Genomic DNA, 13,705 nt, shown 5'->3' with positions numbered 1-13,705 from the left:
CGGGGTCGGGGTCGGGGTTGGTTGGGTTGGCGGGGTTGGTTCGGTCAATGAACTGACTTGGGTGGCCCAACCTAGCACCATCAGTTCGGTGAATGAACCGAGCGTCGGAAAGTGGCTACAGTGGAGCCCATGGCACTGGGCAAGGACTACGCGACGCAGGAGTGCTCGATCGCCCGCGCGCTGGAGGTCGTCGGCGAGCGATGGACGCTCCTGGTGATCCGCGACGCGCTGTACGGCGTGCGGCGGTACAACGACTTCCTCGTCCACCTCGGCATCCCGCGCGCCGTCCTGGCCAACCGCCTCCAGACGCTCACCGCCGAGGGGATCCTGGAGAAGCGCAGGTACCAGGAGTCGCCGCCCCGGGACGAGTACGTCCTCACCGACCGCGGCATCGCCCTGTGGCCCGCCCTTCGGGCACTCGGCATCTGGGGGCGCGAGCAGCTCGGCGGCGAGCCGATGCGCACCTTCTGGCACGCCGACTGCGGCACCGAACTCAGCCCCTACGGCGCCTGCCCCACCTGCGGGGCCCTCGTCGCCGTCCGCGACATCGACATGCGGCCGGGCCCCGGACTCGACCCCGACCCGGCGGACCCGGTCAGCCGGGCGCTGCTCGGTCCCCGGCGGCTCCTCCAGCCGATCGAGACCGAGCAGCAGGGACCCGCACGTCGTCGTCCCGCATGAGCAGTCGGCCCGCATGAGCAGTCGTCCTGTTACAAGCAGTCGCCGATAAGCAGTCGTCCTGTATAACTGGGGCAAACGCGCGTACGAGAGGGGGAGTGGCCGATGATCCGCGAACGGGCCGTCCCGCGCCCCCTCCTCGTCCTGCTGCTGGTCCTCCTGCCCGTCGCGCTCGTAGACGTCGGCAGCCTCTCCGCCACCGTCGCCCTCGCCGCGACCGCCGCGGTCGGTTCCGCGCTCGCCGTGAGCGCCGTCATCGCCGCACGCTGCGCGCCCGCCGTGCCGCCCACCCGGGTGCGCACGGCCATCAGGGACCGGGACCTGCGTACGGCCTTCCTGCCGCAACGCGACCCCGACGCGCCCGGCCGCCGCCGGCCCCGAGCGCCCGGACGCGCCCTCCCGGCGACCACCGCGTAGGGCACGGCTCTTTCCACACCTGGCCCCGCGCCGGTCGTGTCGTCATGCCGCCTCACCTCACCCCGGCACGACGAGACCCCCGGAGGGCTCACCCGCTCATGTCCGTTTTCGCCAGCCTGGTCGAGCACCTCGCCGACCTGCTCCAGCCCCTGTTCGGCGCCTCGGCCGCGGCCGCCGCCATTGTCCTGTTCACCGCGCTCGTACGGCTCCTCGTCCACCCCCTCTCCCGGGCCGCCGCCCGCGGGCAGAAGGCGCGCACCGAACTCCAGCCGCGGATCGCCGAACTGCGCCGCAAGCACGCCAAGAACCCCGAGAAGCTCCAGCGGGCCGTGCTCGAACTGCACGCCGAGGAGAAGGTCTCCCCGCTGTCCGGCTGCCTGCCCAGCCTGTGCCAGATCCCCGCCTTCTTCCTGCTCTACCACCTCTTCTCCAGCTCGACGATCGGCGGCGAGGCCAACGGACTCCTCTCCCACCGGCTCCTGTCCGCCCCGCTCGGCGGACGGTGGGCCGACGCCTTCGGGGACGGCGGACCCCTCGGTGGGGCCGGGCTCGTGTACGTGGTCCTGTTCGCGGTCGTCGCCGCGGTCGCCACCTTCAGCTACCGGCTCACCAGGCGGACGATGGCCGACCGGCCGGTGCTGCCCGCCGGTGACGGGCAGGCCGTACCGGGGGTCGGCGCGATCACCAGGGTCATGCCGTTCATGTCCTTCTTCACGCTCGTCACCGTGGCCGTGGTGCCGCTGGCCGCCGCGCTGTACGTCGTCACCAGCACGACGTGGAGCGCCGTCGAGCGGGCCGTGCTCTACCGCTGAGCGGGTCCGCCGGGGCCCGGCCGTGGCGCGCGTGGCTACGGTCCAGTACGTGAACGGGGTCTTGCGGAGTGGAACCGGGCCTTGGACGATCGACCAGTCCTCCGATGGCTGCCGCGGTACTGCCGCACCCAGGTCGCGCAACGTCGGGCGGGCTGCCCGCGATCGAGGAGTTGGGGATCATGAAGCTGTTGCGAGTCGGTACGGCGGGGTCCGAGCGGCCCGCGCTGCTCGACGCCGACGGGACCCTGCGAGACCTGTCGGGCGTCGTGGCGGACATCGACGGCGACCTGCTCGCCGACGAGGACGCGCTCGGCCGGATCCGGTCCGCCGCCGCGGCCGGTGGGCTGCCCGCCCTGGACGGCACCGGGCTGCGCGTCGGACCGCCGGTGGGTCGCATCGGCAAGATCGTGTGCATCGGGCTCAACTACCACGACCACGCCCGCGAGACCGGTGCCGAGCCGCCCGCCGAGCCCGTCGTCTTCTTCAAGGCGCCGGACACGGTGGTCGGGCCGCACGACACGGTGCTCGTGCCGCGCGGTTCCACCAAGACCGACTGGGAGGTGGAGCTGGCGGTCGTCATCGGGCGTACGGCCCGCTACCTGGAGTCGGCGGAGGAGGGGCTCGCGTGTGTCGCCGGGTACGCGGTCGCGCACGACGTGTCCGAGCGGGAGTTCCAGATCGAGCGCGGCGGGACCTGGGACAAGGGCAAGAACTGCGAGACGTTCAACCCGCTGGGCCCGTGGCTGGTGACCGCCGACGAGGTGCCCGACCCGCAGCGGCTGTCGCTGCGGCTGTGGGTGAACGGCGAGTTGAAGCAGGACGGGACGACGGCGGAGCAGATCTTCCCGGTGGGGGAGGTCGTGCGGTACGTCAGCCGGTTCATGGTGCTGCGTCCCGGTGACGTCATCAACACCGGGACGCCGGCGGGCGTGGCGATGGGGCAGCCCGAGCCGAAGCCGTACCTGCGGGCCGGGGACGTGGTCGAGCTGGAGGTCGAGGGGCTGGGGCGGCAGCGGCAGGAGCTCAAGGGGGCCTGAGCGAGCGCGGGCCCGTCGGCGCCGGTGGAGCGGCCGGCGCCGGTGGCCCACCGCGCGGCGTGACCCGGACGCCCACCACGTCGGCCGTGACCCGGACGCACACCACGCCGGCCGCGCGGACCTCGCCCCGCGGCCGGCGTTCGTGCGTTCGACTCAGCCGCGCCCGCGCCCGCGCCCGCCGTCAGGCCAGGAGCGCGGCGAGCCGGCGCCAGCCCTCCCGCGGGAGGCGGTTCATGTCGTCCTCCACCAGCTGGAGGGCGACATGATCGGCGCCCGCGTCGTGGAAGGCGTCGATGCGGGCGCGGACCGTGGCCTCGTCGCCCCAGGCGAAGACGGCGTCGATGAGGCGGTCGCTGCCGCCGCCGCTGACGTCGTCGTCCGTGAAGCCGAGGTTCAGGAAGTTCTTCGTGTAGTTCGGCAGCTTCAGGTACATGGCCAGGTAGGCGCGGGCCGTCGCACGGGCGCGGGAGGGGTCCGCGTCGAGGACGACCTTGAACTCCGGGGCCAGCAGCGGGCCGCCGCCGAGCCGCTCGCGGGCCTGCGCGGTGTGCTCCGGCGTGACCAGGTACGGGATGGCGCCCGCCGCCCGGTCCCGGGCCAGGTCCAGCATCTTCGGGCCGAGCGCGGCCAGCACCCGGTGGCCGGAGCGCATCCCGGCCCGGTCCAGCTCGTCCAGGTAGCCGACCATCGTCGAGTACGGGCGGCGGTACCCCTGCGCGAGCGGGGCGTGGCTCACGCCGAGGCCGAGTACGAAGCGGCCCGGGTGGGACACCTCCAGCTCGGCGAAGCCCGCTGCCGCCTCGGACGCCTTGTGCTCCCAGATGCTCTGGATGCTGGTGCCGACCACGATCCGCTCGGTCGCCCCGATCAGCGGCGCGGCGTGCCGGGCGGCGGTGTTGCCGCCGAGCCACAGGGCGCCGTAGCCGAGCTGCTCCAACTCGGCGACCGCCTCGGCGCGTTCGGGCGCGCCTTCCGGGTCCTCGGAGCGAAGCCCGCCGCTCCAGACGCCGTACCGTCCGACTGATTCCTTCAGGGAAGCCGTCGCCTCGTTCATCGCTTGCGATCCCTCCGGTGGGCACCGTGATCATCTGGGTGTCTGGCTGACAACCACGGGTACCCACCGCTGATTCCCCGGTCACCTCCGGCGGGGCCGGTCGGGCTACTCGCCCAGGAACCGCTCCAGCGCCTCGACGACCAGCCGGTGGTCCTCCACCTGCGGCAGCCCGGAGACCGTCACCGTGCCGACGACGCCGACCTCGGCGACGGTGAGGGGGAAGGAGCCGCCGTGCGCCGCGTACGCGTCGGGGTCGAGCCGGGAGGACTCCTCGAAGGTCGTGCCCTTGGCCCGGAACCGCGAACCGACCAGGTACGACGCCGAGCCGTACCGCTCCACGACACGGCGCTTGCGGGCGATCCAGGCGTCGTTGTCGGGGGTCGAGCCGGGCAGCGCGGCGTGGAACAGCTGCTGTCCGGCGCGGTGGATGTCGATGGCGACCGGGGCCTCGCGCTCCCGGGCCAGCTCGACGAGCAGGGAGCCCAGCGCCCACGCGTCGTCGTTCGTGAACCGGCGGAAGACCAGGCGGCGTTCCTGCTCCTCCAGCTCCGCCACGGTGGGTGTCGTCGGTGCCGTGCTCACAGGGACACCACCACCCCGTCCCGGGCGGACCGGCGGGCCGCCTCCAGTACGTCCAGGGCGGCGGCCGCCTCCAACGCGTCCACCGGGTTCGGGCCGCCCTCGCGCAGGGCCTTCGCCACGGCCGCGTAGTACGCCGGGTAGTCGCCCGGGTCGGTCCGCGCCACCTGTCCGCCGCCGGTCAGCGGGGACTCCCCGGAGCCGACGCGGCCCCACAGCGACTCGTCCTCCTCGCCCCAGCCGGGGCCCGGTCGCTTGCCCTCGCGCAGTGCGGCCTCCTGCGGGTCGAGGCCGTGCTTGACGTACCCCGCCTTCGAGCCGAGCACCCGGAAACGCGGGCCGAGCTGGGCGGCGGTGGAGGAGACGTACAGGTGGGAGCGGACGCCGTTCGCGTGCGTGAGCGCGAGGAACGTGTCGTCGTCCGCCTCCGCACCCGCGCGCCGGACCACGGACTCGGCGTACACCTGCGTGACCGGGCCGAACAGGACGAGGGCCTGGTCGACGACGTGGCTGCCGAGGTCGTACAGCAGGCCGCCGATCTCCGCCGGGTCGCCGGACTCGCGCCAGCCGCCCTTCGGCTTCGGCCGCCAGCGCTCGAAGCGGGACTCGAAGCGCCACACCTCGCCCAGCGCGTCCTCGGCGAGGAGCCGGCGCAGGGTGAGGAAGTCGTTGTCCCAGCGGCGGTTCTGGAAGACGGAGAGCAGCAGGCCGCGCTCCTCGGCCAGCGTCGCCAGCGTCCGCGCCTCGGCCGCCGTGCCCGCCACCGGCTTGTCCACCACGACCGGCAGACCGGCCTGAAGGGCCCGGGTCGCGAGCGGTACGTGCGTCTTGTTCGGGGAGGCGACGACGACCAGGTCCAGCTCGCCGGCCCGGTCGAACAGCTCGTCGGGCGTGGCGACGGTCCGCACGTTGGGGAACTCGGCGCGGGCCTGCTGCTGCCGCTCCGGGTTCGAGGTGACGACCGTGTCCAGGGCCAGGCCCTCGGTGGCGGCGATCAGCGGGGCGTGGAAGACGGAGCCCGCGAGGCCGTAGCCGACGAGGCCGACGCGCAGCGGGGGAGTGCCGGGAGGGGTACCAGTCATGCACCCTACTTTCGCAACGGTGTTGCCAAAGTGCAAGCGCCGGAGACAATGGGGGTGTGAACAGGAGCAACGGCGGAGGAACGGGGACCGGCGGCGGCATGCGGGGCGCGGCGGGCGGCGCCAACCTGCTCGCCCTGCGCAGCCACAACACCGCCCTGGTGCTCGACCTGCTGCGCACCGCCGGCGGCGCGGGCATCAGCAGGCTGGAACTCGCCGAGCGCACCGGACTCACCCCGCAGGCGGTCAGCAAGATCACCGGCCGGCTCCGGGGCGAGGGCCTGGCCGCCGAGGCCGGGCGCCGCGCGTCCACCGGCGGCAAGCCGCGCACGGTACTGCGCCTGGTGCCCGGGGCGGGCCACGCTCTCGGCGTCCACCTGGACCGCGACGAGCTGCGGGCGGTGCTGGTCGACCTCGACGGCACGGTGGTGGCGGAGCGGCGCGCACCCCTGGACCTGGGCGCGGGAGCGGAGACCGTACTGGAGATGGTGGCGCGGGCCGCGGAGGAACTCGCCGCGGAGGGGCTGGGGCATCTCGTCGCGGAGGGCGCCCGGGTGCCGGGCGCCGCACTCGCCGCCGCTCCCACCCTCCTCGGGCTCGGCGTCGCCCTGCCGGGGCCGCTGGACCACGTCCGCGGGGTGCTGCACCGGATCACCGGCTTCCCGGGGTGGGACGGCTACCCGCTGCGGGAGGCGCTGGAGCGGCGGCTGGGCGTGCCGGTCGTCGTCGACAAGGACACCAACGCGGCGGCGCTCGGCCTCGCGGTCGGCGGCGCGGGGGCCGAGGAAGGTAGCGAGGAGGGCAGCGGCGCGGGAGTCGAGGCGGGAGGCGAGGGGGGTAGTGGCGCTGGAGTCGAGGCGGCCGGTGCGGGTGCCCGGGGCGGATCCTTCGCGTATCTGCACCTCGGTACCGGACTCGGCGCCGGTCTCGTCTTCGGCGGCGGCGTGCACCGGGGCGCCAGGACCGGCGCCGGGGAGTTCGGGCACCAGGTCGTCCAGCTCGACGGGCCGCCCTGCACCTGCGGCGCCCGGGGCTGCATCGAGGCCCTGTGCCTCGCCGCCGTCGCCCGCGGGGACCTCGCGGAGGCGGCGAGGGTGCTCGGCACGGGTGCCGCGAACCTCGCCGGGCTGCTCGACATCGACCTGGTGCTGCTGGGCGGCCGCACCGTCGCCGCCGCACCCGAGGCATTCGTCCACGGCGTCGGCGCGGTCCTCGACGCCCGAGCCCGCCGCGAGGGCGGCCACGACGGCCCCGTACCGGTGCGCCTCGCCCCGGCCGGGACCCGCGGTGTGGCGGAGGGCGCGGCCCAACTCCTGCTCGCCCCCCTGTTCGGGCGGGGGGAGGGCGGCTGAGAGGTCGCCGGCGGGACCCGGCTCGTCACCCGCGTCTGCGAACATCCCTGCGTGGACTATCCGAACGACCAGGCCCCGGGCGCTCCCGTGCGCTCCGGGATTCCCGAGCACGGGCGTGTGCCGAAGTACTACGCCGTCAAGGCGCGGATCGACCGGCTCGTCGGTGAGCTGGGGGAGGGGAGTGCCATCCCCACCGAGCGGGACCTGTCCGAGCGCTACGAGGTCGCCCGCGAGACCGTGCGGCAGGCCCTGCGTGAACTCGTGCTGGAGGGCAAGCTGCGCCGACAGGGGCGGGGCACCGTGGTCGCGGGGCCGAAGCTGGCCCAGCCGCTGTCCCTGGCCAGCTACACCGAGGGCGTCCGGCGCCAGGGGCGCACCCCCGGCCGTGCGCTCGTCACCCTCGACCGCTTCCCGTGTCCCGACGCGCTCGCCGCCGAGACCGGCCTCACGCGCGGGGAGCCCGTCTGGCACCTGGAGCGCGTGCTGCTCGCCGACGACGAGCGGGTCGGCCTGGAGAGCACCTACGTCGCCGTGGCCCGCATCCCCGACCTGGACACCGCCTTCGACCCGGACTCGTCCTTCTACGCGCACCTCGCCGAGCAGGGCATCGCCTTCGGGGACGCCGACGAACGCATCGAGACCGTGCTCGCCACCCCGCGCGAGGCCCTCCTCATCGGCACCCCGCCGGCCCTCCCGATGCTGCTCATCCACCGCGTCTCCCGGGACACCGGGGGCCGCCCGCTGGAGCGGGTGCGCACGCTCTACCGGGGCGACCGCTTCTCCTTCACGGCCCATCTGCGCGGCTGAAAAACATCCTCAACGACCGTCCAGCAGAGTAACGAAAAGATAACGGGTCTAGCCCAAACGTGATGGCCAGTTCACGCTCTCGTTGTCAGCCGGATTCCTCCGGTTCCCCGATGCCAAGGAGCGTGGCGGTCGTGAGAGTGATAGTCGTCGGAGCCGGCGTGGTGGGCACCATGCACGCGTGGCACGCAGTGAACCGCGGCCACGAGGTCGTACAGATCGAGCGCGAGACCGAGGCCCGCGGCGCCTCGCTGCGCAATTTCGGCCAGATCTGGGTCAGTGGCCGCGCGGGCGGTGCGGAGCTGGAGACCGCACTGCGGGCCCGTGAGCTGTGGGAGGAGATCGGCGGCCGGATCCCCGCCCTCGGCTTCCGCCCGAACGGCTCCCTGACCCCGCTGCGCGGCGACCTGGAGGTGGCCGTCGCCGAGGCGGCCGTCGCCCGCCCGGACGCCGCCGCCCGCGGCCACAAGCTGCTCACCGCCGCTGAGGCCCGGGCCCTGAACCCGGCCCTGCGCGGCGCGTTCGACGCCGCCCTGTACTGCGAGCGCGACGCCGCCGTCGAACCGCGCACCGCCCAGCTCGCCCTGCGCGCCGAGCTGCTGAAGTCCCCGCGCTACACCTTCCTGCCCGGCCGCGAGGTCCGCGACGTCGTCGGCGAACACGCCGTCCGCGACGACCACGGCGACACGCACACCGGCGACGCCGTCGTCCTGTGCACCGGCGCCTGGCTCGGCGGCCTCGTGCGCGAACTGGCCGGCCCCGAGCTGCCGGTGCGCCGGGTGCGGCTCCAGATGATGCAGACCGACCCGCTCGGCGAACCGCTCACCACCTCGGTCGCCGACGCCGACAGCTTCCGCTACTACCCCGCGTACGGCTCGCCCGCCCTGGACGAGCTCAACGCCCGGCAGCCGCAGCCGGCCACGGCCGCCGAGCACCGGATGCAGCTGCTGATGGTCCAGCGCGCCGACGGCGGCCTGACCATCGGCGACACCCACGAGTACGAGCACCCCTTCGCCTTCGACACCGTCGAGGACCCCTACGAGCACCTCACCGGCGTCGTCGAGTCCCTCCTGGGCCGCCCGCTGCCCCGCATCCGCCGCCGCTGGGCCGGGGTGTACGCGCAGTGCACCGACACCCGCCGGGTCGTGCACCGGCAGCGGGTGCGCGACGGCGTGTGGCTGGTCACCGGGCCCGGCGGGCGCGGCATGACCTGCTCACCCGCGATAGCCGAGACCACCGCGAACGAACTGGGTTGGTGACAGCACCGATGACCCCTCCGACCACCCCCGACATCAGCCTCGTCGTCCTCGACATGGCCGGCACCACCGTCGCCGACGGCGGCCTCGTCGAGCGCGCCTTCGACGCCGCCGCCCGCGAACTCGGCGTCGAGCCCGGCACACCGGACCACGCCGAGAAACTCGCCCACGTCCGCGCCACCATGGGCGAGTCCAAGATCTCCGTCTTCCGCCACCTGTTCGGCGACGAGGACCGCGCCCGGCGGGCCAACGCCGCCTTCGAGAAGGCGTACGGCGCCCTCGTCGACGACGGCCTGATCGCCCCCGTCCCCGGCGCCCGCGAGGCCGTCGCGGAACTGGCCGCCGACGGCCGCACCGTCGTCCTCACCACCGGCTTCGCCCGCGTCACCCAGGACGCCATCCTCGACGCGCTCGGCTGGCGCGACCTGGTGCCGCTCACCCTCTGCCCCGCCGACGCCGGCGGGCGCGGACGGCCGTACCCGGACATGGTGCTGGAGGCGTTCCTGCGCACCGGCGCCGCCGAGGGCGTACAGCAGGTCGCCGTCGTCGGCGACACCTCGTACGACGTGCTCAGCGGCGTACGGGCCGGTGCGGGCCTGGTCGCCGGAGTGCGCACCGGAGCCCACGGCGACGACGCCTTCCGCGAGGCGGGCGCCACTCACGTGCTGGACTCCGTCGCCGGCCTGCCCGCCCTCCTGCGGGGGGAAGCGGGCTGATGAGCACCACAAGCAGCGGCATCCGCTTCGACTCGGTAACCGTCGCCTACGACGGCAACGTCGTCCTGGACGCCCTCGACCTCACCGTCGGACCGGGCGAGGTCATGGCGCTGCTCGGGCCGTCCGGATCCGGCAAGACCACCGCGCTGCGGGCGGTCGCCGGGTTCGTACGGCCCGCCTCCGGGCGGGTGTTCCTCGGCGACCGCGACGTCACCGGCCTGCCCCCGCACCGGCGCGGCATCGGCATGGTCGTCCAGCAGTACGCCCTGTTCCCGCACATGCGGGTGGCGGACAACGTGGCCTTCGGACTGAAGGCCCGCAAGACCGCCAAGGCCGAGATCCGCACCCGGGTCGCCGAGGCGCTGGAGCTGACCGGCATGGGTGCCTACGCCCGCCGCCACCCCCGGGAGCTGTCCGGCGGCCAGCAGCAGCGCGTCGCCATCGCCCGCGCGCTCGCCATCCGGCCGGACGTCCTGCTCCTCGACGAGCCGCTGTCCGCACTCGACGCCCAGTTGCGCTCCGGCATGCTCGCCGAACTGGCCCGCCTGCACCGCGAACTGCCCGACGTGTCGATCCTCTACGTCACCCACGACCAGGTCGAGGCGCTCACCCTCGCCGACCGCATCGCCGTGATGGACCGGGCGAGGCTGCGCGCATGCGGGACACCGAGGGAGTTGTACCGGGCGCCGACCGACGAGTTCACGGCGTCCTTCGTGGGCGGCGCGAACCTGCTGCCGGTGACGGTGGGGGCCGGGGGAGTGTCCCTCGGGGACGCGGAGATCAAGGTCGACACCGGGGGTGCCGCGCGGGGCGCGTCGGCGACCCTGTGCGTACGGCCGCACCTCGTCGGGCTCGGCGACGGGCCCAACCGGCTCACCGGGACGGTGGGGGAGATCCAGTGGCGCGGCGCCACGCATCGGCTGTACGTCGACGTGGACGGGCACCGGGTCATGGCGGACGTGCGGGAACTGAAGGCTCCGCCGGTGCACGGTGAGTCGGTGAGTCTGCATTTCTCTTCCGAGGATGCGGTGCTGCTGCCCGCGGGGGTGAGCGGTGACTGAGGTCGTTCGGAAGCCGCGGGCCGTCTTGGGCTGGTCGCGCCCGCCCGGCGGCAGCCGGAAATCGAGCACAGCCCCGCGCCCCTTTGGGGCGCTCCTCTGGGCCCTGCCTCCCCTCGCCCTGCTCGCCCTCGTCTTCCTCTACCCCCTCGCCCTCGTCGTCCAGCAGTCCTTCCAGCCCGACACCGGCGGCACCTCGGTCCAGCCGTACGCCGACGTCTTCGCCTCGTCGGCGTTCCGTGAGGCGCTGTGGACCACCGTGTGGCTGGCGGTGGCGGCCACCGTCGGCTGCCTGGTGCTCGGCTTCGTCCTCGCGCTGGTCATCGCCTTCGTGCCGTTTCCCGGGGCGAAGGCGGTGGCCCGTTTCATCGACGTCTTCCTGTCCTTCCCGTCCTTCCTGATCACGCTCGCCCTGCTGTTCGTCTACGGCACGGTCGGCATGGCCAACGGCGCGTGGACCGGCGTCACGGGGGCGGCCGAGGGGCCGTTCCAGTTCCTCACCACGCCCTGGGGCGTGCTCCTCGCGGAGATCACGTACTTCACGCCCTTCGTGATGCGCCCGCTGCTCGCCGCCTTCTCGCAGCTCGACACCGGGCAGCTGGAGGCCGCCAGTTCGCTGGGCGCCCGCGCGCCGCGCATCGTCCGGCAGGTCGTCCTGCCGGAGGCGCTGCCCGCCCTCGCGGCCGGCGGCAGCCTGGTCCTGGTGCTGTGCCTGAACGAGTTCGGCATCGTCCTGTTCACCGGCGCCAAGGGCGTCACGACCCTGCCGACCCTCGTCTACGGCAAGGCGATCCTGGAGTCCGACTACCCGGGCGCCTGCGTCGTCGCCGTCGTCAACGTCCTGATCTCCGTGGGCCTCTACGGCCTCTACCGGGTGGTGAGCCGCCGTGCTGGTGCATAGCCGGGCGGCGAGGTGGGCCGTGTGGGCGGTCTTCCTCGTCCTCTTCCTGCCCCTGTTCGCCCTCCCGCTCCTCGTGGTCCTCGGCGCCTCCTTCGCCACGAACTGGTCCGGCGTCCTGCCCTCCGGCTTCACCACCGCCCACTACGAGGCGGCCACCCGCGGCGAGGCCCTTCAGGCGCTCACCACCAGCCTGGTCACGGCCACCGCCGCCAGCCTCCTCGCCCTCGCGACCGGCACCTGGGCCGCCCTCGCCGCGGCGGCGCTGAAGCAGCGGTACCGCAAGGCGCTCGACGCCCTGTTCGTGCTGCCCCTCGCCGTGCCCTCGGTCGTCGTGGGACTCGCCACCCTGGTCGCCTTCTCCCAGCCGCCGATGCTGCTCAACGGCACCCGCTGGATCGTGATCATCGCCCACTCCGTCCTGGTCACCGCCTTCGCCCACCAGTCCGTGTCCGCCGCCCTCGCCCGCCTCGACCCGGCCTACGAGCAGGCCGCCGCGTCCCTGGGCGCCTCACCGGCGTACGTCCTGTGGCGGGCGAAGCTGCCCCTGCTGCTGCCGTCCCTGACCGCCGCCGCCGGGCTCTGCTTCGCCCTGTCCATGGGCGAGCTGAGCGCCACGATGATGCTCTACCCGCCCGACTGGACCCCGCTGCCCGTGCTGATCTACGCGGCCACCGACCGCGGCGCCCTGTTCACCGGCTCCGCCGTCGCCGTGGTCCTCATGACCGCCACCCTGCTGGTGCTGCTCGCCGTCTCCCGCATCCGCACCAGAGCCTCCTACCGCTGAACCAGCCCCGCCCCGACACGCAAGGAGTTCACCTCGCCATGCCCAGGAACGCCCTCAAGCCGCTCGCCGCCCTCGCCGTCCTCGCGATCCCGCTGACAGCCTGCTCCGGCACCTCCGCCGCCTCCGACGAGAACGTCGTCACCGTCTACAGCGCCGACGGCCTCAAGGGCGAGAACGGCGACGGCTGGTACGACCAGGTGTTCAAGGACTTCGAGAACGAGACCGGCATCAAGGTCGAGTACGTCGAGGGCGGCTCCGGCGAGATGGTGCAGCGCACCGTCCGCGAGAAGCGCAACCCGCAGGCCGACGTCCTCGTCACCCTCCCGCCCTTCATCCAGCAGGCCGACACCAAGGGCCTGCTGCAGAAGTACGCCCCGAAGGGCGTCGACCGGGTGAGCGGCGCCGACAAGGCCGCGAACGGCACCTGGACCGCCGTCGTCAACAACTACTTCGGCTTCGTCCACAACACGAAGGAGCTGAAGCAGGCCCCCGCCACCTGGGAGGACCTGCTCGATGCGAAGTACAAGAACAAGCTCCAGTACTCCACCCCCGGCGTCGCCGGCGACGGCACCGCCGTCCTCATCAAGGCCATGCACGACTTCGGCGGCGAGCAGCCCGCCATGGAGTACCTGAAGAAGCTCCAGGCCAACAACGTCGGCCCGTCCGCCTCCACCGGCAAGCTCGCCCCCAAGGTCGACAAGGGCGAACTCCTCGTCGCCAACGGCGACGTGCAGATGAACCACGCCCAGTCCAAGTCCATGCCGAACCTCGGCATCTGGTTCCCGGCCCGCGAGGGCGGCAGGCCCACCACCTTCGCCCTGCCCTACGCGGCCGGCCTGGTCACCGACGCCCCGCACACCGGGAACGGGAAGAAGCTCCTCGACTACATGCTGGGTCAGAAGGCACAGCGGCAGGTCAGCGAGATCGGCGGCGGCTTCGCGGCCCGCGAGGACGTCAAGGCCACCGACGCCAACGCCATCGCCCTCACCAAGCTGATGGACGGCGTGGAGGTCTTCGAGCCCGACTGGAACGACATCGAGAAGAACCTCACCTCCCACATCGACGCCTGGAAGGAGGCGACGGGCAGCTGAGCCCATGGGCGCGGCCGGGACGACCGGTGGTCGAGACGGCCGTTCCCACAAGATCCGGCACTGTCTAGGCTGGGGCGCACGCAGGAC

General features: G+C 73.4%; 15 protein-coding genes. 12 read left to right on the top strand and 3 right to left on the bottom strand.

What is annotated here, in order from left to right:
* Positions 1 to 129 precede the first annotated feature (129 nt).
* From IE258_RS11290 to IE258_RS11275, 4 genes are all read left to right on the top strand, one after another.
* Positions 130 to 681 carry a winged helix-turn-helix transcriptional regulator gene (locus tag IE258_RS11290; RefSeq protein WP_189742324.1) on the top strand — a complete coding sequence of 184 codons (552 nt, stop codon included), beginning with the start codon at positions 130 to 132 and terminating at the stop codon, positions 679 to 681.
* A 102-nt stretch (positions 682 to 783) separates the two neighbouring features.
* A complete protein-coding gene (locus IE258_RS11285) occupies positions 784 to 1,095 on the top strand; it encodes a DUF6412 domain-containing protein (protein ID WP_189742321.1) in 312 nt (103 codons plus the stop codon).
* A 98-nt stretch (positions 1,096 to 1,193) separates the two neighbouring features.
* The gene (locus tag IE258_RS11280; RefSeq protein ID WP_189742318.1) at positions 1,194 to 1,907 is read left to right on the top strand and encodes a YidC/Oxa1 family membrane protein insertase; all 714 of its coding nucleotides are present in this window, start codon (positions 1,194 to 1,196) and stop codon (positions 1,905 to 1,907) included.
* A 179-nt stretch (positions 1,908 to 2,086) separates the two neighbouring features.
* Positions 2,087 to 2,944 (top strand): fumarylacetoacetate hydrolase family protein, encoded by an 858-nt coding sequence (locus IE258_RS11275; RefSeq protein WP_189742315.1) that lies wholly within the window; start codon positions 2,087 to 2,089, stop codon positions 2,942 to 2,944.
* A 181-nt stretch (positions 2,945 to 3,125) separates the two neighbouring features.
* Here the strand turns inward: IE258_RS11275 and IE258_RS11270 are convergent, their stop codons facing one another.
* The 3 genes from IE258_RS11270 to IE258_RS11260 all read right to left on the bottom strand — a co-directional run bounded on the left by IE258_RS11270 (position 3,126) and on the right by IE258_RS11260 (position 5,659).
* Positions 3,126 to 3,998 carry an LLM class F420-dependent oxidoreductase gene (locus IE258_RS11270; protein ID WP_189742312.1) on the bottom strand — a complete coding sequence of 291 codons (873 nt, stop codon included), beginning with the start codon at positions 3,996 to 3,998 and terminating at the stop codon, positions 3,126 to 3,128.
* Between the two features lie 105 nt (positions 3,999 to 4,103).
* A complete protein-coding gene (locus tag IE258_RS11265; protein ID WP_161381944.1) occupies positions 4,104 to 4,580 on the bottom strand; it encodes a heme-degrading domain-containing protein in 477 nt (158 codons plus the stop codon).
* Entirely contained in the window at positions 4,577 to 5,659 is a 1,083-nt protein-coding gene (locus IE258_RS11260; RefSeq protein ID WP_189742310.1) for a Gfo/Idh/MocA family oxidoreductase, read from the bottom strand. Before IE258_RS11260 ends, IE258_RS11265 begins: the two co-directional genes overlap by 4 nt.
* 98 nt (positions 5,660 to 5,757) lie before the next feature.
* On the opposite strand from IE258_RS11260, the gene IE258_RS11255 reads away from it, so the two are divergent.
* The 8 genes from IE258_RS11255 (at position 5,758) to IE258_RS11220 (ending at position 13,618) form a co-directional block, all read left to right on the top strand.
* A complete protein-coding gene (locus tag IE258_RS11255) occupies positions 5,758 to 7,008 on the top strand; it encodes an ROK family transcriptional regulator (RefSeq protein ID WP_189742663.1) in 1,251 nt (416 codons plus the stop codon).
* Between the two features lie 51 nt (positions 7,009 to 7,059).
* A complete protein-coding gene (locus IE258_RS11250) occupies positions 7,060 to 7,815 on the top strand; it encodes a GntR family transcriptional regulator (protein ID WP_127897034.1) in 756 nt (251 codons plus the stop codon).
* A gap of 110 nt (positions 7,816 to 7,925) precedes the next feature.
* Positions 7,926 to 9,071, top strand: coding sequence for a TIGR03364 family FAD-dependent oxidoreductase (locus IE258_RS11245; RefSeq protein WP_189742307.1), 1,146 nt, complete (start codon positions 7,926 to 7,928; stop codon positions 9,069 to 9,071).
* An 8-nt stretch (positions 9,072 to 9,079) separates the two neighbouring features.
* The gene (locus IE258_RS11240; protein WP_189742304.1) at positions 9,080 to 9,784 is read left to right on the top strand and encodes a phosphonatase-like hydrolase; all 705 of its coding nucleotides are present in this window, start codon (positions 9,080 to 9,082) and stop codon (positions 9,782 to 9,784) included.
* Positions 9,784 to 10,845 carry an ABC transporter ATP-binding protein gene (locus tag IE258_RS11235; protein ID WP_189742301.1) on the top strand — a complete coding sequence of 354 codons (1,062 nt, stop codon included), beginning with the start codon at positions 9,784 to 9,786 and terminating at the stop codon, positions 10,843 to 10,845. The genes IE258_RS11240 and IE258_RS11235 overlap by 1 nt, the downstream gene beginning before the upstream one ends.
* A gap of 103 nt (positions 10,846 to 10,948) precedes the next feature.
* Complete coding sequence (locus tag IE258_RS11230) at positions 10,949 to 11,743, top strand: 2-aminoethylphosphonate ABC transporter permease subunit (protein ID WP_229892070.1); 795 nt, start codon at positions 10,949 to 10,951, stop codon at positions 11,741 to 11,743.
* Complete coding sequence (locus IE258_RS11225; protein ID WP_189742295.1) at positions 11,730 to 12,527, top strand: ABC transporter permease; 798 nt, start codon at positions 11,730 to 11,732, stop codon at positions 12,525 to 12,527. Before IE258_RS11230 ends, IE258_RS11225 begins: the two co-directional genes overlap by 14 nt.
* A gap of 38 nt (positions 12,528 to 12,565) precedes the next feature.
* Positions 12,566 to 13,618, top strand: a complete 1,053-nt coding sequence (locus tag IE258_RS11220; RefSeq protein WP_189742292.1) for a 2-aminoethylphosphonate ABC transporter substrate-binding protein — start codon at positions 12,566 to 12,568, stop codon at positions 13,616 to 13,618.
* The last annotated feature ends 87 nt before the right edge of the window (positions 13,619 to 13,705 follow it).

Source organism: Streptomyces tendae (genome assembly GCF_014650435.1).
Taxonomy (GTDB): Bacteria; Actinomycetota; Actinomycetes; order Streptomycetales; family Streptomycetaceae; genus Streptomyces; species Streptomyces tendae.
This window is presented reverse-complemented; position numbering and strand designations above follow the sequence as displayed.